The 19748-nt window shown below is 43.7% G+C and carries 17 protein-coding genes; 5 read left to right on the forward strand and 12 right to left on the reverse strand.

Annotation, left to right across the window (positions count from 1 at the left end):
* Positions 1–69 precede the first annotated feature (69 nt).
* The 4 genes from EO92_RS01575 to pyrH all read right to left on the reverse strand — a co-directional run bounded on the left by EO92_RS01575 (position 70) and on the right by pyrH (position 4059).
* On the reverse strand, positions 70–732 hold the full coding sequence (locus tag EO92_RS01575) for an ABC transporter ATP-binding protein (RefSeq protein WP_082107910.1): 663 nt from the start codon (positions 730–732) through the stop codon (positions 70–72).
* 106 nt (positions 733–838) lie between these two features.
* Complete coding sequence (locus tag EO92_RS01580) at positions 839–1954, reverse strand: ABC transporter permease (RefSeq protein ID WP_048168865.1); 1116 nt, start codon at positions 1952–1954, stop codon at positions 839–841.
* A gap of 25 nt (positions 1955–1979) precedes the next feature.
* Positions 1980–3167: a hypothetical protein gene (locus tag EO92_RS01585; RefSeq protein ID WP_048168852.1), complete on the reverse strand. Its 1188-nt coding sequence runs from the start codon at positions 3165–3167 to the stop codon at positions 1980–1982.
* 190 nt (positions 3168–3357) lie between these two features.
* Positions 3358–4059 (reverse strand): UMP kinase, encoded by a 702-nt coding sequence (gene pyrH / locus EO92_RS01590; protein WP_048168853.1) that lies wholly within the window; start codon positions 4057–4059, stop codon positions 3358–3360.
* A gap of 190 nt (positions 4060–4249) precedes the next feature.
* Here pyrH and larB point away from each other — a divergent pair, with 190 nt between their 5' ends.
* Positions 4250–5071, forward strand: coding sequence for a nickel pincer cofactor biosynthesis protein LarB (gene larB, locus EO92_RS01595; RefSeq protein ID WP_048168854.1), 822 nt, complete (start codon positions 4250–4252; stop codon positions 5069–5071).
* Positions 5072–5110: 39 nt separating this feature from the next.
* A complete protein-coding gene (gene larC / locus EO92_RS01600) occupies positions 5111–6301 on the forward strand; it encodes a nickel pincer cofactor biosynthesis protein LarC (protein WP_048168855.1) in 1191 nt (396 codons plus the stop codon).
* A gap of 250 nt (positions 6302–6551) precedes the next feature.
* Here the strand turns inward: larC and asd are convergent, their stop codons facing one another.
* The 5 genes from asd to EO92_RS01625 form a co-directional block, all read right to left on the reverse strand.
* On the reverse strand, positions 6552–7580 hold the full coding sequence (gene asd, locus EO92_RS01605; RefSeq protein WP_048168856.1) for an aspartate-semialdehyde dehydrogenase: 1029 nt from the start codon (positions 7578–7580) through the stop codon (positions 6552–6554).
* A 90-nt stretch (positions 7581–7670) separates the two neighbouring features.
* On the reverse strand, positions 7671–7853 hold the full coding sequence (locus EO92_RS01610) for a 4Fe-4S binding protein (protein WP_048168857.1): 183 nt from the start codon (positions 7851–7853) through the stop codon (positions 7671–7673).
* A 484-nt stretch (positions 7854–8337) separates the two neighbouring features.
* Positions 8338–8646: a hypothetical protein gene (locus EO92_RS01615; protein WP_048132686.1), complete on the reverse strand. Its 309-nt coding sequence runs from the start codon at positions 8644–8646 to the stop codon at positions 8338–8340.
* Positions 8647–8858: 212 nt separating this feature from the next.
* Positions 8859–9914, reverse strand: coding sequence for a GTP-binding protein (locus EO92_RS01620; RefSeq protein ID WP_048168858.1), 1056 nt, complete (start codon positions 9912–9914; stop codon positions 8859–8861).
* Between the two features lie 1543 nt (positions 9915–11457).
* Entirely contained in the window at positions 11458–11955 is a 498-nt protein-coding gene (locus EO92_RS01625; RefSeq protein WP_235283116.1) for a hypothetical protein, read from the reverse strand.
* Positions 11956–12221: 266 nt separating this feature from the next.
* Between EO92_RS01625 and EO92_RS01630 the strand changes: the two genes are divergently transcribed.
* Positions 12222–13217: a radical SAM protein gene (locus tag EO92_RS01630; protein WP_048132689.1), complete on the forward strand. Its 996-nt coding sequence runs from the start codon at positions 12222–12224 to the stop codon at positions 13215–13217.
* 1183 nt (positions 13218–14400) lie between these two features.
* Here EO92_RS01630 and EO92_RS01635 read toward each other — a convergent pair.
* Both EO92_RS01635 and EO92_RS01640 read right to left on the reverse strand, forming a co-directional pair.
* Positions 14401–15204 carry a 2-amino-3,7-dideoxy-D-threo-hept-6-ulosonate synthase gene (locus EO92_RS01635; protein WP_048168859.1) on the reverse strand — a complete coding sequence of 268 codons (804 nt, stop codon included), beginning with the start codon at positions 15202–15204 and terminating at the stop codon, positions 14401–14403.
* A gap of 98 nt (positions 15205–15302) precedes the next feature.
* Positions 15303–15818 carry a deoxyuridine 5'-triphosphate nucleotidohydrolase gene (locus EO92_RS01640; RefSeq protein WP_048168860.1) on the reverse strand — a complete coding sequence of 172 codons (516 nt, stop codon included), beginning with the start codon at positions 15816–15818 and terminating at the stop codon, positions 15303–15305.
* A gap of 260 nt (positions 15819–16078) precedes the next feature.
* Between EO92_RS01640 and EO92_RS01645 the strand changes: the two genes are divergently transcribed.
* Positions 16079–18169 carry a DUF2341 domain-containing protein gene (locus EO92_RS01645; RefSeq protein WP_048168861.1) on the forward strand — a complete coding sequence of 697 codons (2091 nt, stop codon included), beginning with the start codon at positions 16079–16081 and terminating at the stop codon, positions 18167–18169.
* A 68-nt stretch (positions 18170–18237) separates the two neighbouring features.
* On the opposite strand, the gene EO92_RS17375 is transcribed toward EO92_RS01645, so the two are convergent.
* On the reverse strand, positions 18238–18405 hold the full coding sequence (locus EO92_RS17375) for a hypothetical protein (RefSeq protein WP_156165696.1): 168 nt from the start codon (positions 18403–18405) through the stop codon (positions 18238–18240).
* Between the two features lie 457 nt (positions 18406–18862).
* Here EO92_RS17375 and EO92_RS01650 point away from each other — a divergent pair, with 457 nt between their 5' ends.
* Positions 18863–19579 (forward strand): hypothetical protein, encoded by a 717-nt coding sequence (locus EO92_RS01650; protein WP_048168867.1) that lies wholly within the window; start codon positions 18863–18865, stop codon positions 19577–19579.
* Positions 19580–19748 lie beyond the last annotated feature (169 nt).

Raw genomic sequence — 19748 nt, forward strand, 5'->3', positions numbered from 1 at the left:
GGATTAAATTCTTTCCTTTCCTTTCCTTTCCTTTTTCTCTCTTCTCTTCTTTTCTCTTCCTTATCGCCTTTAATTATCTTTAATCGTCCCGTCCGTGATCCTGAGCACCCTTGAACACTCTTTTGCAACCTCGGGGTCGTGGGTAACCACAAGAATTGTCTGCCCCTTTTTGCTCAACTCCTTGAATGTACGGACAATGGAATCACGGGTTTTACTGTCCACCTCCCCGGTTGGCTCATCTGCAAGAATCAGGGCAGGCCTGTTCGCAAGTGCCCTGGCAATAGACACCCGCTGCTGCTCTCCTCCGGACAGCTCCGAGGGTCTATGATTGAGGCGGTCTCCCAGGCCCAGGTCCTCAAGCAGGGCTTTTGCTCTTTCCTCCCTCTCTTTTTTTGGCACTCTGGAAAAGCGCATGGCAAGTTCCACGTTTTCAAGGGCTGAAAGGGTCGGAATCAGGTTGTAGTGCTGGAAAATAAAACCTATTTTCTCTCTTCTTACGCCGGGAAGCAGTTTTTCCGGAACTGAAGTAAGGTCTGTCCCGTCAAGGATGATCTTTCCGTAAGTGGCTTTTTCAAGCGTGCCTATGAGAGCCAGAAGAGTTGATTTTCCTGAACCCGAGGGTCCCATTATGGCAAGGAGTTCTCCTTTTCGTACGGTTATACAGGCGCAGCGAAGGGCATGGACAGGAATTTTACCCTGGATATAGGTCTTGGAGAGGTTTTCAACCTGCATGATAACTTTCTGTTTGTCGTTACCGGATTTTTCTCTCACAGATTCTTCGTTCCGTACCTCTTTTTTTCCAGATTTTTCTTCCGACATCAGGCTCTCCGTTTTTTCTTCAGGCATGCTTCAAAGCCTCCATAGGGCTCATTTTTGATGCCCGGTAAGCTGGATAAAGCCCGGAAAGAGCGCCAATCAGCAGAGCAAAAAGCATGGCAATTATAAGAAGTCTCGGAGTTATCAGGAAAAGGACGATCCTTGTCGTTGCAAGCCAGGCGTTCATGACATAGACAGCCCCAACACCAACCAGGATTCCAAGAATTCCGCCTAAGAAGCCCATGAATGAAGCCTCTCCGAGCGTCAGGAGCAGGATGTCCCGCGTTTCTGCGCCTATGGCTTTCAAAATTCCGAATTCCCGTGTCCTTTCTGCAACGGACATGAGCATCGTATTCATCACGCACAGCCCGCCTATGATTGCTGCAAGGAGCCCTGAGCTGATCGTGATTACGCTGAAAATCATGAAGGACTGCTTTGCCTGCACTTCAAGTTCTCCCGGAGAAAGGGTGCTTGTGCCTTTTACGCTTAATTCGATGCGTTTTGAGAGCATCTCAGCATCCACCCTCTCGTCAGGCACGGCAAAGATATAGGACACCGAATCTCCCACGTTATACAGGTCCTGGGCAGTCTCAAGGGGAATGATTACGGCATTATCAAAGATCGAGCCGGTATAATCAAGGATTCCGACAACGGTGAAATATTTGTCATGGATTTCAAATTTGCTGCCTGTCTGAAGTCCGTATTCTCTTTTGATGTTGTTTCCGACGACCACACTGTAGGAATCCCCCGGATTGAGGAAGCGGCCTGCTTTCAGCTCCACAGGGTAAAGGGCAACGCTGGACTTTTCGGGAGGGACGCCAAGGATTTGTTTTCCTGTCATTCCCATCTTGTCTTCATCAAAGGTGGTCATCAAAAGCCCATAGGCGTCTTTTACCCCGGCTACGCGAAGCACATCGCTTACCTTATCGTCCGTGAGCCCTCCGCCAAAGACCCCGCTTTCCGCAAAAACCCGGATCTTGTCGCTGGTTACACTCATGGAACGCTCAAAAGTCTGGTGGAAATTTTCAGACATGGCGCCCATAACTATAACTGCAAAAATCCCGAGGGCTATCCCGCAGATTGTCAGTGCGCTCCGGACTTTCCTGTTCGTTATGTTTCGGATGATCAGGTCAAACATAATGGTCCCGCATATGGATGGATACTTAGCGCCCTTCTTTTTTCCCTTTCCTTTTTCTTCCCTGAAAAACCGCAAAGCACAGGAAAATCCCAAGCGCTGCCTGAACGCTGAAAGCAGGAGATTCCTCAGAGGGTGTTATTTCGGCTACGGGCTCAAAAACCCGCAGGACTGTTTCATGGCTGTCCATGACTTCGCCTTCCAGACTCAGTACATAGATCTTTACGTTATAATCGCCCCTGGAAACCCCCTGCCAGATAATTCCTACGGTATCTTCTTTTCCTGCGGTCAGGATATCTGCGGTTTCTTCAAAGACCTGTACATCCCCTTCTTCAGGAGTCAGTACAACCCTGATAATTCCATCAAAGGGCACCTGGGATTTTCCGACGACCGTAACGCTTGCTCCGTATTCATCCACATCGATATCCGTATCAAGGATTTCTACTTTTTCTTCTGCCTTGAATTCCGATGTATAGGCTGTAGTAAGGGCAGGGGAATGGGAATGAACCTTCAGGATAGCCGTGTAATTTCGGTCTTTTTCGAGAAGGAAAGGCCAATTCATTGCTTTATAGTATGCGTCCGTTACAGGGACGTTTTCCAGGCTTTCGGAGTATATGATGTCCGTGCCGGAAAGGAGTTTAAGGTCCAGATCTGCAATGCCGGGTTCAGGCATCTGAATTAATCCAAGATTTGCGGAGCTCGTAAGGGTTATCAGAACGGAAGCTTTTTCCGAGTCTGCAGAGAAATCCACAATTTTGAGGGTTGAAAGATACTGGTTTTTGTAAGAAAAAGAAAGCTTCCGGGAGTCAAGAGTTTTGCTTCCGTCCTTTACAGAAAGCTGTGCTGTATAGGAGTCCCTGTCTTTTCCAAAGTCCTCTTCAAGCCCCCAGAAAAGGACTTTTGTAATTTCCTGCTCCTCATTTACGGAGCCCAGGTGGAAGGTCTCTGATTTCAGAATTTCTTTTCCCGAGCTCAGGGTAAAAACAAGAGAAACGTTTTCAAGAGGCTGTTCAAATCTGACCGTTGCATCGCTCAGGTCATGGTCTGAGAAAAAATCAATAATAAAGGGACTTTCTTCTCCGGCAATTGTCCCGGTCATTGCCCCTGAAACAGGACCCGCCTGAACACAGAAGAAAGTCAGGAATACAATTAAGAAAAATAAACGAAAAGTAAACTCTCTCAGGTTTAAACAGTTCTTTTTTTCCGGCAGACTCAAGCCAGGTTCCTCCTTCTTTTCAAAAGCTGCCGGGAACCAGATTAGGTAACCTATCTGGCTCTCTGCAATATGAATATATGCAGGAACCTCTATGTTTAAGTTTTGATGTATACTTTGTGTTTTTGATGTATACTTTGTATTTTGTTTGATACACCGGAGAAGGGCTCAAAAGCCCTGGGACTCAAGCTTTTTATTTTCTCACTGTAATCCAGGTCCCGCAGGATACCGGAGATTTTTTGGCTGCCTCTCCACCCAGAATTTCTCCAAGCAGGGCAGGGTCTCGGGCATCCATAACAAGGGCATCGAGCTTGCAGCGTTCGATGATCTTTGCGGCTACAGGGTCCACAGGGGATTTGGAGCCTGCCTTCATCTCGATTGCCATAATTATGCTTATGAGTTTTTCAGGTGAGATTGTTTCATATTTTACTGCACTCGGGTCACAGTTGGGGTCTGAGGAATAAACTCCGTCAATTGAGGTTGCAATTGTCAGCAGGTCTGCCCGCAGATATTCTGCAAGGATTGCAGCCACAGCATCAGTGGTCTGGCCGGGCGTAACCCCTCCCATTACCACGACTTTTCCCGAGTTCATAGCCTTTGAGGCCTCAAGATAGTTTAAAGGAACTTCAGGGTATCCATCGGGTCCGAGAGCTGCAATAAGCAGTCTTGCGTTCAGACGGGTGATCTCAATGCCTATGTAGTCGCAGGTTACTTCATCTGCCCCCATAGCCCGCGCAGCACCTATGTAGTTCCTTGCAGCTTCTCCGCCGCCAGTTATTACAAGTAGCGTATGCTTTTTTGAGATGTCCCGCAGGACTGTTGCGTATTTTAAAAAACGATCCGAATCAAGATCTTTTGCGAGAATTGAACCGCCTAATGAGAGTACTATGAGCATGATGATCTCTTCACATTAACAATTCGGATTTTTAAATGTATCGCTGATATTTTCATCGTAGGTTACCAAAAACCCCAAATAACGAGAAATCCTAAAGACCTCCCAGACCAATAAACTACTGATAGGGCACTTACTATTAAAGATGCTTATTCCTGGATATATAAAATGTCAGGTATAACTTGGGTGGCGCATGGATCTCACTAATATATTGAAGGCTGTAAAAGAAGGGGCAATCGACCTTGAAACTGCAGAACAGCAGGTTTGCAGTCTGGGTTTTGTTTCCTATTCTAACATTGCAAAACTTGATTCCCACAGGAAAAGCAGGACCGGAGTAATCGAAGCTATTCTTGCCGATTGCAAGGAACCTGAAGATGTTGTGGAGATTGCCAGGATAATGGCAGGAGAAAGTAACAGGGCTCTGATTACCCGTGTTTCTGCTCCCCATCTGGAAGCCTTAATGAAGGCTTTTGGCCCGGATAAACTCGAATGGAACAGCAGGGCGCGCACGGTGGTTATTCACGACGGCACTCCTGCCCCAAGTACCGGAGGGGTCGTAGGTGTCATATCGGCAGGCACGGCAGATATCCCTGCTGCAGAAGAAGCCAGGGTTATTGCTTCCGAAATGGGCTGTGAAACCGTTGCTGTGTACGATGTTGGGGTTGCAGGTATACACCGGCTGATCCCTGAACTCCATAAACTCCAACTCAGGAACCCCGGAGCAATCGTTGTTGCAGCCGGAAGAGAGGGGACGCTTCCAACCATAGTTTCCGGGCTTGTCGATGTGCCGGTAATAGGGCTTCCCGTATCCACCGGTTACGGGGCAGGCGGCGGAGGAAAAGCAGCCTTATTGTCAATGCTCCAGTCATGCTCGGTCCTTGCAGTGGTAAATATTGATGCGGGATTTGTTGCAGGGGCTTATGCAGCCAGGATCGCAAATATGATTGCTGCAGCGGCCGGAACAAGAGGAAAACCTGACCCTGCGGAGCAGGATGAAGAACAGGGAGAAAAATAACTGTAGATAAGTCCAAAGTAAAATTCAGGGAGGAACTTTATGAAAACACTGGTCTTTAATCCTTTTTCAGGGGCAGCCGGGGATATGATTCTGGCATGTACTCTTGACCTCGGAGCTGACAGAAAAGCGGTAAAGGAACTGGTTGAAGCTTCAGCGCCCGTATCCATGGATATAAGGGAAGTGATGAAAAAGGGAATTAGAGCCCTGGATGTTCGCATAAACGTGCCTGAAAAAGAGCCTGTCCGGACATACCCGGAAATCGTGGATCTCGTAAAGGCTGCAAAACTGCCTCATAAGGTGGAAGCAAGTGCTCTTAACATCTTTTTGAAAATGGCCGAAGCCGAAGCCGCAGTCCATGGGCAGTCTGATCTTGAAAAACTCCATTTTCATGAAGTGGGGCAGAGCGATGCCCTTGCCGATGTCATAGGCTCTTCTGCAGCCATCCATTCCCTTAACTGTAACTCGGTTTACTGCACCCCTATCAACGTGGGCAGCGGAACAATAGAATGTGCCCACGGGACTCTTCCTGTGCCAGCTCCTGCAACCCTTGAGATTCTCAGAAAGGGGAAACTCTATTTCAGAGGGGGAAATGTGAATCGGGAACTGCTGACCCCTACGGGGGCTGCTATTCTCTCACATTTTGCAAAGCCCGTTGAGTCTTTTCCTCAGGGCAGGGCGATTGCCATCGGATATGGGGCAGGAGACGCCGAGCTTCCGGGACCCAATGTGCTCCAGGGGGTGCTTCTTGAACCTGACGCCCACCTGATTCAGGATATAATTGAGGTTCTTGAGACCAATGCCGACGATGTAAGCGGGGAAGTCCTGGGCAACCTTTTTGAGGAACTGCTCTCGATGGGAGCCAGGGATGTTGCGATTATGCCCGCAACCATGAAAAAAGGAAGGCCTGCCCATATTATCAAGGTCATTTCAAAGCCTGAAGACAGCGCAAAACTCGCCCGGAAGATCATTATTGAAACAGGGTCTCTTGGAGTCAGGGTTATGCCTGCACGGCACAGGCTCATGGCTGCCCGAAACATCGAAAGGATAAAAATAGAGCTCGAAGGGCAGGAGTTTGAAACCGCAGTCAAGATTGCCAGGGACTCGGAAGGTGTCTTGCTCAATATCTCTGCGGAATTTGAAGATTGCAAAAAGATTGCTAAAGCCAGCGGAATTCCTGTTCGAGAGGTCATGCGCAGGGCAGAAGAGGTTGCAAGAATACTCTTTTCCTGAATACTGCTGAATTACGACGAAAGCTTCAGGAAGAGAAGAAAGGTTTGGCAAAAGAAGACAGATAGAATTGAGACCGATTTAGAATAAGAAGTAAAATAAGAAATTTTGAAGAAAAGTAAAAGTCCGGACATTCAGGCATTTTACTTCTCATTCTCATTCTTTACTATTTTTTTACTGTATTTCACGATTCCAATCGTGGTTTTACGCTTCTAATCCTGCTGTTTATCGTTGCTGAAGTGTTTGTTTTAACTCAGAGTTTGCCTATCGAGTGCAGGAGTTCTGCATTAAGGACACTTGCACCTGCAGCTCCGCGGATTGTATTGTGCCCCATCGCGATATAGCGGATTCCTTCTCTGATTCTGCCCACAGAAACACTCATGCCTTTTCCCATATTGCGGTCAAGGCGCGGCTGAGGTCTGTCGGCTTCGTCTCGAACTATAAGGGCTTTACGCGGCTCTGATGGGAGTTCTCCAAGTTTCGGGTCGAATTTGAGGAAAGCTTCCCTTACTTCTTCAGGGGTGGGTTCATCCCTCATACCTGCCCAGATAGCTTCCGTGTGCCCATCGATTACAGGGACCCTGTGACAGGAAGCACTGACCTTCATATCTGCAGGCACGATTTCGGATCCATTAAATTCCCCGAGGAGCTTTAAGGTTTCAGTCTCCATTTTCGTCTCTTCGCTTCCTATATAGGGGATAACATTGTCATAGATTGCCATGGCTGAAACTCCGGAAAAACCTGCTCCGGAAATCGCCTGCATTGTTGCTACCTGTACGGTTTCTAGCCCGAACTTCATCAGGGGCTTTAAGGTAACTGTCATGACAATTGTGGAGCAGTTAGGGTTTGTAATAATGTATCCGTCCCAGCCCCTTGTGTCCTGCTGGACCTCGATGAGTCCCAGGTGTTCGGGGTTTACTTCCGGAATTACCAGAGGGATATCCTTTTCCATCCTGTAGGATGATGCATTGCTCGCAACTGCAAACCCGGCTTTTGCAAACTCGGGCTCCACTTTAAGGGCGAGGTCTGCTGGAAGAGCCGAAAAGACCACATCCGCATCAATGGCTTTTGGGTCTACAGGAACAACCTCTATGTTTTCGACACTTTCTGGCATGGCTGTATCCAGCCTCCAGCCTGCCGCTTCTCTATACGTTTTGCCAGCGCTTCTTTCGGACGCTGCAAGGGCTGTAATCTCAAACCAGGGATGGTTTGCAAGTGCTTCTACAAATCTCTGCCCGACAGCGCCTGTGGCGCCCAAAATACCCGCTTTAACTGCTACCATTTAAAAAGCTACCTCCGTAGAGATAAAAAATAATCTGATAAAAAGGAAAAAGAAAAATGGAATAAATAATTTATTCCATGCTGTCTGTTTTTACTCTTGTACTTTGATTGCCTGGTTTGGGCATGCTTCTTCACATGCACCGCACTCTACACATTCGTCCTGGTCGACTACTGCAAGTCCCTTTTCTTCATCGAGGGTAATTGCTTCAGAGGGGCATTCATCGATACAGGTTCCGCATCCTGAACATTCATCTGCATTAACTAATGCTGGCATATTTTTTCACACTCCTATTGATTTGCTCGATATGTACCTGGAAATTAGATAGGTACGTTTTTGAAACTTCCATAGAATATCGAAAAATTTGGTCATAACGCCATTACTCAGATAAACATAAAAACTTATCGCTTTTTAGCAAAAAGCAATTTCTAGGAATCGGAATGAGCTAAGGCTCAAGCTCCCAAAATTTCTGTTTTTGAAAGTCCGTAAAAAGAAGACGGAATAAATGAAGACGGAATATACGAAGGCGGAATAAACGAAGAAGGAATAAATGACGGGGGAATAAATAAAGAAAGAATATACGAAGAAGGAATAAATGAAGGTTGAATAACTAAAGAAGGAATAAATGAAGGTTGAATAACTAAAGAAGGAATAAATGAATGTGGAATAACTAAAGAATGACTAAAAGAAAAGTTAATAAAAGAAAAAGGACTAAAAGAAGAGGGAATAAAAGAAGAAGGAATATGGGAAAATATGCTTTTTAACATACAGAATCATGCATTGCAATTCCTGAATCCGTAAGGCGGTACATCCCTTCTTCAAACTTGAGGAATCCTTCTTTGAGCAGGAAATCCATATGAAACTTAAAGAAGAAATCGTTTAACCCTGATTCTTCCTTCAGCTGGTTTTCAGGTTTCCCAAAGATACCAACTGTTCGGAGAAGTTTCCTTCTTGCAGGGTTTACGGAAACCTTTTCCATCATCATATGTTCCAGCTTGACAGCTTCGCCTTCTGTAGTTTCTCCCTTAGAGGAGAAATAAGCATCAAGTTCGTCGATTTCATCATGCATATTGAAACTCCACTTCTTATCCTTTAATATCTCAGTTTTTCTAATATTTGATTTTTCTTTACTGATTGAAACCGGATTTTTAAAAATATCCGAAATAATAACGAAATAGGTTTTTGGGGTTTTTTCTATTGATTGAGTGTAAATGCAGTTAAACTTTGATCTTTATTGGTATTCACTTTCTTTCACGCTTTTGCCAATATTTGTCCTCATGCTCACGTCTTTTTTCTGACCCCGTTTATGTTCGTAAGCGTACCGCGATGCTGTTCCTTTTTCTCAAAAGAGGTGTTTGACTCCCTCAGCTTCTCTTCAAGTGTGCTCTCTACTATTCCTGTGAGCTTATCCTTCGGGACCTTTGTAATTGCAGAAAGCAGCCTGAGTTCGAGCTTTTCATTTTTGCGGGGTATAAATTCCACCTGCGGAGATTCTTCTGAGGAAGTCACACTGCCCTTGACCATGAAGTCCGGGAGTTTCAGGGAAAGTTTAACATGCCCTACAAAATCAGAGTTAATTTCCTTCACTCTGTCCCTTATGGTTTGAAGGCTCTCTTCGATAAGGAGCTTGCCTTTTTCAGGGTTAAGATTGCAGGACCCAAGGGTATAGAGAACCGAGTGAGCCGAGACTTCCGAAAGTTCAATTGAATTTTTCTTTTCCTGAGAAGGCTTCCCAATCCCGGGGACTGCAAGATGGATGAGCAGGTTTTCAAACTGTTCATCTCCTAATTTTGCCGAAAATTTCAGGATCCTGGCTTCAGGGTTCAATTCGGTAAGCATCTGTTCTGTTGCCATGACGATTTCTGCAGGCGCTACGTCTACCTTGTTTATCCCGAGGATTTCAGCTTCCTTTACCTGGGTCTCGATAAACCTTGGAATTTCTTTTGCCTCAGTGCCGAAACGCCCGGGGTCTACTATGGTCACAACCGGAGCAAAGGACAGTTCTGAGAGTCCCATCATTTCGATTTCTTCCCTGATCTGTCCGGGAAAAGCAATTCCTGTTGGTTCGATTATCACAATATCGGGCCTGAACTCTTCTTCAAGAGTCTGAAGCGTGTATTGCATACTGATTCTGAGTGTGCAGCAGATGCAGCCGCTTGTCAATTCTTCAGTTATAATTCCTGGGCGGTTGAGTGTCTCTCCGTCAAGCCCTATTTCTCCGATTTCATTTACGATAATCGCAGTCCGTTTCCCGGCATCGCTAAGCTGCCTGCTGATTTTCTGAATTGCGGTTGTTTTCCCGCTTCCGAGAAAACCCCCTATGATCATGACTTTCATGTTTTTCCTGTCCTTATTATCCTGAAAAAAGATTCTGTGTCGGGCTGACAAATATAATATATTTACTCCTATATATAAAATTGGCAAAGCCTTTTATCCGGGATTTGTTTCATGGATCTTTCCTGAATGAATTTTTCCCTCTCAGGAGCGGTGGTTCGATAGGCTTTCGTTTGATAGGTTTACCAGGGTTCGTGTATCATGGAAATATGCCATTTCTTCCAATACCGAAAAGGAAACCCTTAAAAGAGATGTTTTTTGCAGCAGATGAAAACCAGTGAATAATCGGGCCCGATATGCAGATTGATAAACTTTCATTTTTTATTTCACTGTACGCAGGCAGGCCCAGGTGTCGCGCAGGGCGTGGAAAGAAATCACGAAAATAATGTTTACCGTAATTTGGTAACAAAATCACGAAAATAATGTTTACCATAATTTGGTAACAATATGAATAATTACAGAGAGCACAAAAAACTACTTTCTGTTGTAACATTCTTCTAAAATGAGGTTTGCGTTCCCATCCTAAAACCTGGAAGTTCTGAACGGCTTTAAGAGATGCTTTTATTTTTGTCTGGGAAGAGATATTGAGGTACTGGACTCACGGGTTGTGAGTTTTTTAGTTTAGGTTTCTTTATCCCTCTACTTGTGGAGTAGACCTTTTACTGTTGTGGGTTGTTGAAGGGACGAGAACGCAAATTATACTATGCACTTCATGTATATAACACCTTTGTATCTTTATGTAACACATAATGTTATTTTATCTTTGTATCCTTATTGCTTCATTATATCTTTAACCCACAGGCCTAATATTATAGAACCATTATTATCTCGCTAAAGCCCCTGGATAAATCAGAATCTTACGCTCTCTTTTTCTCATATTTGCATCTGAGTTTATTCCATATTTGTACCTGAGTTTAAGGATGTTCGGACATGAACGCAGTTTTTTTCGTCCTGCGAAATAGGCGTTGAAAATGTATTATAAAATTCGGTTTAAAATGCAGATCCTCAGCAGGTAAGGATGCAAATTACCTGTTAAGTGTAAGGAGGTCGAAAATCTTTTATGGGAAGGAACGTAAAACCCCGAAGTCTTCAGCTTCGTGGGATATAAGCGTCAACTTCCTCACGTTCTGCTGTTATTGATTCTGCAAACTTCTTTCTATTTTGAAGTCTCTCATTCCATGCTGATTTCCGAAGCGAAAACCAAGCAAGGACTGAGGTATTTTGCTGTCACCACAATGCGAAAGCAAGTTGGATAACAGGGCAAACTTCACGATCACACTCTCTAAGGGCTAGAGACTGCGCCAGCGAAAACTGGAATCCGAAAGGAAGCTCAAGTACATATTTTCACCTGCGGAACGCGGGGAAGAGCTTGGGGACTTGCCCTCAATAGAGGGAGGAATGAACCAAGAAGCCACTCAGTCTTTAGCTGAGTGGTAGTTCACAGATACTCTGAAACCTGGCAGGTACAGAATAAGTTAATAAGGTCCGAAATTTCATGAAAAAAAGAATATGCTGGAAAATCCAGCAGAATTGACGGTCTCTTATTTTATTGTCCCTGAGAAGATTCTATTACATTGCCTTCTTCATCAACAATTTTCATTTTGCCGTCTTTCATACTCATTTCGGAAACTATTTCTCCTGACTTGTCATAAGCAGTCCAGAAAAAGGTTTCTTCATCTTCGGACCATAAGTATTCAACTTTGGAGAAGTCCTCATCTTCAAGGTTTGTCTCATAAACGGCTTTGCACATCGGGACTCCATCAACGGTCTCGATCCCGGTGATTTTCATTGTAACTTCTTCGCCTGTCTGGGGGTTTGTTGACTTCCAGGAAGAACCTACAGAACACCAGCTGGAATCTCCGGTGGATACCATTTCCACTTCAACTTCCTCTTCTCCTGCATCCTCAGCAGAATTCTCTTCGTTGCTGAGTTCAACCGACTCTTCAGGAACATTCGTGTCCTCTGCGTTGTTTTCACTGCACCCTGAGGACGCAGCAAAAATGGCACATATGAGTATTACAAGTACTGCAAACCACTTCTTCAACAAAACTCCAATTCCTCCTCGATTAATTTCAAATTTTAAATCGCATTTATTTTATTTATATATGCTGATTTCGATTTTCTCTGGAATAAGCGGCTTTTTTTCAATCCAGAATATATAAATTAATGTCCAAAGAAAAGAATTTTCCTTATTTCGAAGCTGGCCCCAGACTGTTTAAATTATATTTTCAGAAGAATTTATATACTATCTGGTAAAGATGAAAAAAGCCGGAACTACAGGAAGAAATAGTTATTTTGAGGAACATCTAAATGCAAGGCACACAAATTACGCCGGAAATTAAAGCTTTTCTTATTTCAATAGGTTCCGTTTCTGTGGACCCTTCGCTTATTCCCAGAGCGCGAGGTTCTACTGCAGGTCCAGGGGCAGGCACCAGCTCCGTCTTTTTCAGGTCAGGGAAAAAGCGAGTCAGGCTCAGCGTAAATCAGAACTCTCCGCTTTCCATTGAAGCAGCAGGAGATGACGGAACAGTAGCGCTTTTACATGAAGGAAATGAACTTCTCAGGGGAAAACTTGAGCCTGCCCCTGCCCACTGTCCTGAGCAGGCTTTCATTACGCTCTGCGAGATGTGCATCTTTGACTGCAAATACTGTCCTGTGCCCAAACTTCAGGGGCACGTCAAGAGCGAAGAGGAAGTCCTGAGCATAGTGGATGAGGTCATGAGGGCAGGAACCCTTAAGGCCATCTCTCTGACTTCAGGAGTCGAAACCTCAGTCGAAGGGGAAGTTGAGCGGGTGCTCAAACTGCTCCCTGCCCTCAAAAAATATAATGTTCCCATAGGAGTTTCGGTGTATCCGACAGAGGGCTGTTCCCGCAAATTCTATGATGCCGGAGTTGCCGAAGTAAAATACAATGTTGAAACCATGGACAGAGAGATTTTCCAAAAAGTTTGTGGAGACCTTTCCATTGACTACATTCTTGACAGGCTTAAAGAAGCTGTAGAAATTTTCGGAAAAAACAGGGTATTTAGCAACTTTATAATCGGGCTTGGTGAGAGCGACGCTTCTGTCCGGGAAGGAGTCGAGACCCTTGCAAAGATAGGAGTAATTCCCATCCTTCGTCCGGTAAACCCTCATCCCCTCAGGTCCGGAGACTGTTTTACCGAACGTCCGTCTCCTGAGCGCCTTTTAAAGCTTGCGCAAATGGAGGCTGAAGTCCTGAAGATGTATGGGCTCGATCCCGGGCTAGCAACGACAATGTGCCTGAAATGCACAGGTTGTGACCTTGTGCCCTTCGTAGACTTCTGATTCAGGCATAATTTCTGATTCAGGCATAATTTCACAGAAGGCATTTTTGGTCCGGAGCAACAATCCTCTCTGAGGTCCGGACCCGGGTTTTTAATTTTTTGCTGTTTGAGGATTCTTTAACTCCTTATGATTTCCAAATTTTTTAAGAATTTTTCACTCTCTTACTCTTCTCCAAATAGGGATCCCCCAGTTTCCACTGGAACCTTCTACAGATTAACTTTTTTTACGATTTGTATTTCTTCCGGATCTATTTATTTTTATCGTTTTCGATATATTTTTCAATTATTTTTCGGATTTTGTTTTCAGGGGAGGAAGCTTCTTTTTCCTTTCTATGGGGTTGCTTTGTTTTTGTACCTTTACCCTGAGCTACTTCCCCGTTTTATGCCATTATTGTTGCCTGATAGGGGTATATGTCTCTCCTTTTTATCGATTTATTTTCTCCGGGCATCCTTCTTTCTATATGAACATCATTATCCTCTGCTTGTTTCTTTAATTCATCCCGATGCTATTCTCTCTAACTCTCTCGAGAGATATCAATCCCATCAATCTCATGTTTTTGTTCTTTCCGGCAGAATTCTGCAAAGCCCCTTATTTCCACTGGAATCTATGGGTGAACAGAATGTTCTTTTCCTGGTCTATACAGGAACAGGGCTCTTATCTGACAATCTTTCAATGAATGGAAAGTCCATTTTAAAAAAAAGTTCCCTTTGTTGGGAGTCTCGCATCTACCGATTTTGATTGAGATTTCTAACAAGGTCAATATGGTCCCGAGTATGTCTCTAATATGGTTCCGGGTATGTCTCCAACATAGTCCAGGATGTATTCACTCAAAAACAGTAATTTTACAGAACAAAACAGCGAAAAAGCACTGGAAACTACTTCTTCAGTTCAGAACACCTGAGTGGGTCTTGAGCTTGAACTTAAAATCCTGGTTAAGTATTATTTGTTTTTTCTGTAGCTGAGTTGAAGTCCTGATGTAAGTTCTTCATTTTTGTTTGTTATGTATCTGAAGGATAATTTTTTCCTGAAAAATAGCTCATTCTTATTTTTTTTCTGAAAGAAATAACGAGAAATTTCCTGAAAGGTAAATTTCCCGCTCCTGTATCTATAAAATCAAAATCTTAATTAAGTTCCTTACTTTGATTATTTATTAATTTACTTACTTCCTTTAAGCGTCTGGGTTTCAGACATTGCTGCCCAGTTTTATCACTTCTTCTGCAGTCATATCTCCATGGACGATTTTTGCAATTCTCCGCACAAGACCTGTGGGGTCTTCTGCCTGGAAGACGTTTCTTCCTATTGCAACACCACGTCCACCTGCTTCAAGGGAACCCTCGATCATTTCCAGCAGTTCCTTTTCTGACCCCATCTTGGGACCACCTGCAATAATCACAGGTACGGGGCATCCCTCGACAACCTCTTTGAAAGTTTCAGGGCTTCCGGTGTAGTTTGTTTTGACAATGTCTGCCCCGAGCTCAGCCCCGATTCTGGCCGCATGTTTTACTACATCCACGTCGTATTCGGATCTGACCTTTTTCCCGCGAGGATACATCATTGCAAGAAGAGGGATTCCCCATTCATCACATTTTCCTGCAACATAGCCGAGCCCCTGCAGCATTTCATATTCGTCTTCAGCCCCTATGTTAATATGAACAGATACTGAGTCAGCTCCGACTTTTATGGCTTCTTCTACAGTCGTTACAAGAACTTTATGGTTCGGATCAAGAGCAAGGGAGGTTGAGGCTGAGAGGTGGATTATCAAACCCACATCGTGCCCGTATCCTCTGTGCCCGTGTTTGGCAAGTCCCATGTGCCCGAGTACGGCATTAGCTCCCCCTTCGGCAACCTTATTTACAGCGTCCTGAAGGTTTGTAAGCCCTGAAATGGGGCCAGCACCAACTCCATGGTCCATGGGAATGATAATGGCATTACCTGTAGTTCGGTTGAAAATACGCTCCATCCTTACGGATTTCCCTATAGTACTCATAGGTTGTGATATACCGATCTAATAATATATACTTTATCTATATATTTTCAAAAGATGCTTCTCAGGGCTTCAAAGCACTGTTGCTCTTCTCAGAAAGCTCATTTTGTATTTTCGTTCTGGTAGACTCCGGAATATCCTTCTTCTACTTCGCTGTTAAGGGTATAGAAAAGGAGCTGCATAATCCTGGCGTTTTTCTTAAGCCTGAAGCCTGCTGAGTTATAAACTACAAGCATAGATTCGCTGCGTCCCCTGTAACCCGCATCCCATACCGCGGTTTCAAGGGTTGCTCCGCAGCGAATAAGACTTGACCTTGGCTTTGCAATTGCAGCCAGGTTCATGGGAATATTTACGATCTCGTTAAAGAGTACTTTATATATCCCCTTCGGAAGGTGAATCCACCCATCGCTCCCGAATTCCAGGGGTTTTGCGTCGGGAACTTTTCTTTCAGAGTTGTCAAAGTCGACAGCTCCCGCACCTTCTATTGTTTTTATCTCTTTCAGGGTCAGCTCAAGCCCGTTTGGCTGGATCTGGGTTTCGATATCAACTGCGTTTTCAAGTAAAGGGGGATTTGCCTGTATAAGTTTTTTCAGTTCATTGCTGGATAGAAGCGTCATTGGAAACTGTAATTGTAAAGATTCTTTATTATCGTTTCGGACTCTCTATCTTCTCTCCTCACTCTATTTTTATACGAAGTACTATTATTATTTTAACTATTATTATTTTAGTTATTATTCTGTGCAAGTACTTATGAAAAGGTTTATTGTTTTTGGGTTAATAAGTATGTAAAATAAATAATATCTGTTATGGTCTTGATAATGTCTGGATAGTATTTTTTATGATGTTTAATAAAATGGCTTAAAAGAGGCTGCTAAAAATGAAAAAGAAACTGATCACGTGTGGGATTATTTCTATTTTTCTCCTGGTTTTGATGACAGGTTTTGCATTGGCTACAGCGAATGATCTGGCTTCATCTACAATAAATGATATGAAAGAATATTCTCAGGAGATCGTAATTACTGAACATTCAGGAAAAAATCTAACAGGTTATCAGGTTCCTATCAACCTGAATTCTTTTAACTTTAATTTCTCACAGGCAAAAACAGACGGTTCTGACCTTCGTTTCTTTTCCGGAGGACGAACACTCAGTTACTGGATTGAAACCTGGGACCCGGAAGCTGAAAAAGCTCTTATCTGGGTCAAGATCCCCTTCCTACCTGCGAACAGGAGCACCACGCTTCTTCTGAAGTGCGGAAATCCGGTGGCTGAGGCAGTGAGTAACGGAGAAAAAACCTTCGAATTTTTCGACGGCTTTGAGGGGGATAAACTCCAGGGGCTTGAATGGAACGCTGAAAGTGCAGGCGGAGGCCTGGTTGAAGTCAAAAATGGCATGTGTAATGTGTCAGCTCCCAAGGTTCATGCTTATGATTCCTCTCTGATCTACAGCAAAGACAGTTTTGGAATTAATTCCATGTTCGTGGTCAAAAGAATGAAGGTTACCACAGGAACTGATGAGAGAGGGCCTCTGCTGAGACAGGGTTTCATAGATCAGATAAGCAACAGGAAAAACGAGATCAAGCACGAGACTGAATTTGCCAATGAGAGCCGTGTGCGCTGGGAGACATCTTACAGGAAGGAGAGGTTTAACACTTTTGACCGGACCGATGTCCGTGTTCCTGAAGGAGAATGGTATACGTCGGGAATCGCCTGGTACGAAGAAAACGACAACCGCAAGATAGCCTGGTTTAAGAACGGAGTCCGGGATTCAAGAATGGATTACGCTTCAAATGATTATATTACAAACCTCCCAATGCATGTTTATCTTTATGCAGCTTCTTATTCCGATGCCTCGAAGAATACGGGCTATATGGCTGTAGACTATGCTTTCGTCCGCAAATTTGTAGAATCCGAGCCATCTGTCAAGTTCGCTTCGGATCAGATCGAAGCTGAAACCTCCACAGAAAATATTATTTCCGAACCTGATTCTATTTCCGAATCCGAAACCACCCCTGAGACTGAAGCTCCTGTTCCTGAGGTTTCAGTTACTGAAGAAACCTCTGAAACACCAGTACAGATACAGGAAAACCAGAGTGGAAATGAGACCAAAGTCCCGGAAACCCTGTTCCCCAGGTACAGTGTCGATGTTTCAGGAGTTAAGCTCTCTTCTCCATACGAGCTTGATTTCCCTGCACTTGCAAAAGATTTTGATTCCTCTAGAATCGATACCATCTTCCTGAGCATGAACGGTGAAGATGTCTGGCAGTATGAGCGTTTTGTAAAAATGGCTCATGAAGAAGGAATGACAGTGTATGCAGTGCTTTTTGAGGAGCTCAACTGCACAGAAGAAGGAGCTATGAACACCTCTCAGTCTTCTTTGAACGCCATCCTTGACTATAATGAAAAGTCTCTCGCACCTTTTGATGGAATCAACATCTACATGAAAACTTCTCAGGATTCCGATTCTGAAGAGGGCTGTATGGACTATATACCCCTTTTTGAGGCTGCCCGGGAAAAAGCCGGAGAAAAAGTGTCCATTTCAGCAAGTCTTCCCCCCGGTTATGCTACATCAAACGTTGAAAAAATTGCTCCTCTTGTAGATTTCTTTATTGTCAGGGCTTATGACCGTGAGAAGAAAGGCCTGATCTCTGAATCGGATATTGAGGATGCGGTTGCCCTCGAGATGGGTGAAATAAGAGGTGTGAACTCAAAAGGAATAATAGAAATTTCAGTAGACGAAGGCTTTGAGGATAAGTATTCAATACAGAACCTTTTTGCTACCCTGGTGGAATATTATTCTAACGATTCGGCTTTTATGGGAGTTTCAATTTCCAATTATGAGGCCTACAAAGTCCTGCCTGTGAAGGCCGAACCCGAAGAGCCGAAGTCAGCATTACCCGGGTTCGAAACGCTCTCTGTTTTGCTTGCAGGGCTTGGAGCATTTGCTTTTCTTAAGGCAAAGAAAAATTGAAACAAAATCAGGAAAATAGCAGGCTAGTAAAGAGAAATGGGCAAAAGGAAGAACAAAAGAAGGATAAATTAAGAACAAACGAAGGACAAATTAAGAACAAACGAAGGACAAATTAAGAACAAACGAAGAAAAAAATCTTTTTCTTCCCTTCTTTTTTCTTTTTCAGCCATTTTCCCTTCTTTTTTCTTTTTCAGCCATTTTCCCTTCTTTTTTCGCATAGCCCCTATTTCTTTCATTTACATTGCTGCTGGGAGTTGCATTGTTTCATCGTTTGACATCTGGAACCTGCGTGCAGGGTGCTAAAACAGTTTTCTAAATGTTCTGAGTCAATTTTGGTCGATGCGACCATGAAGGTGGAGCAGATTATTATTATAAATTAATTATTATTTTTCAAAATACTGCTATATATAATATCTAATTATATTATATTCCAATAACTCTTGTCCTATTACATTTTCGGGCAGGAAATATTTTCAAATAAAATATCTGTGAGTTTTGTCGGTGGGTAAATCCTGCCTGAACAAAAGAGATACAAAAAACCTGTAAACAAAAACCCTTTCTGACGAGAAACCTGCTTTTCTGACGAGGCACCTGCAGATTATGCAGCTGTTTTCTGGATGAAGCAGGGATCAAAATCAGGGTAGTGGGTTCTTTAGCTTTACATTAATCTAAATGGAGTTGGGGGAAGTAGTTTTGATTAAGTACCGAAAGTTAGGAGTGCTTATTTTAAGCCTGATGATATTGTCTGTGTTTGCAGTGTTAAATGTGACTGCCTTATCTGAGGAAAACGATTCGATTGGAGATGTGCCTGACCTGCCGCTCATCCTGTATGGTGGGCTGGATGTTAATGGAGAACCTGTCTCTGAGGGCTCTGAGATTCTGGCATATTATGAAGGAGAGCTAATTGCAAAAAGTACCGTAGGAGAAGAAGGTAAATACAGCCTGAACCTGAATCTCACTCCTGAAAACTATACTAATATTGAGATTGTGGAGTTCTATGTCAATGGAAATATAACCAGTTTAAATATACCAGTCTCTGAAATTGAAGCGATTACAACCAAAACTCCGGGAACGATAACTGAAGTTGATCTCGAAGGTTCCGTTTCCTCTGCTGACTTAAATATGAGTTCAAGCAGTACGGGTTCAAGTAGCAGCAGTGATTCAGAAGGCGATGTAAAAATTGTGAATAAAGATTCTGTATCATCTGAGTATTCCACAGAAGCAGGAAATTCTGAAGAAGCCAGTTTTGCAAAGGGAGGGACAGATAGTTCTGTTGACATGCAGGAGCCTGTTACTCAAGCAGGTGATGAGGAAGGCGAAGATGCTGCAAAAGCAGGTTATTCAATATTCTTCACGGGGTTGCTTTTTGTTACAGCGCTTTTCGGTGCGTTCATGGTCATTAAAAGGTAACCAGCAGAACCAGGCTAACCGATCAAACCAGTAAAACTAAATCAGCAGAATTATTCTCTCTTTTTCTTTTTTTATGGGAAGGAGCGTAAAACCCCGAAGTCTTCAGCTTCGTGGGATATAAGCGTCAACTTCCTCACGTTCTGCTGTTATTGATTCTGCAAACTTCTTT

It is taken from the genome of Methanosarcina sp. 2.H.A.1B.4, assembly GCF_000979385.1.
GTDB lineage: Archaea > Halobacteriota > Methanosarcinia > Methanosarcinales > Methanosarcinaceae > Methanosarcina.

Coding starts and splice junctions, on each gene's coding strand:
- EO92_RS01575 (WP_082107910.1), bottom strand. CDS start 732: ATGCAGGTTGAAAACCTCTCCAAGACCTATATCCAGGGTAAAATTCCT.
- EO92_RS01580 (WP_048168865.1), bottom strand. CDS start 1,954: ATGTTTGACCTGATCATCCGAAACATAACGAACAGGAAAGTCCGGAGC.
- pyrH (WP_048168853.1), bottom strand. CDS start 4,059: ATGCTCATAGTACTCTCATTAGGCGGTTCAATTCTCGCAAAAGATCTT.
- larB (WP_048168854.1), top strand. CDS start 4,250: ATGGATCTCACTAATATATTGAAGGCTGTAAAAGAAGGGGCAATCGAC.
- larC (WP_048168855.1), top strand. CDS start 5,111: ATGAAAACACTGGTCTTTAATCCTTTTTCAGGGGCAGCCGGGGATATG.
- asd (WP_048168856.1), bottom strand. CDS start 7,580: ATGGTAGCAGTTAAAGCGGGTATTTTGGGCGCCACAGGCGCTGTCGGG.
- EO92_RS01610 (WP_048168857.1), bottom strand. CDS start 7,853: ATGCCAGCATTAGTTAATGCAGATGAATGTTCAGGATGCGGAACCTGT.
- EO92_RS01615 (WP_048132686.1), bottom strand. CDS start 8,646: ATGCATGATGAAATCGACGAACTTGATGCTTATTTCTCCTCTAAGGGA.
- EO92_RS01620 (WP_048168858.1), bottom strand. CDS start 9,914: ATGAAAGTCATGATCATAGGGGGTTTTCTCGGAAGCGGGAAAACAACC.
- EO92_RS01630 (WP_048132689.1), top strand. CDS start 12,222: ATGCAAGGCACACAAATTACGCCGGAAATTAAAGCTTTTCTTATTTCA.
- EO92_RS01635 (WP_048168859.1), bottom strand. CDS start 15,204: ATGAGTACTATAGGGAAATCCGTAAGGATGGAGCGTATTTTCAACCGA.
- EO92_RS01640 (WP_048168860.1), bottom strand. CDS start 15,818: ATGACGCTTCTATCCAGCAATGAACTGAAAAAACTTATACAGGCAAAT.
- EO92_RS01645 (WP_048168861.1), top strand. CDS start 16,079: ATGAAAAAGAAACTGATCACGTGTGGGATTATTTCTATTTTTCTCCTG.
- EO92_RS17375 (WP_156165696.1), bottom strand. CDS start 18,405: ATGAAAGAAATAGGGGCTATGCGAAAAAAGAAGGGAAAATGGCTGAAA.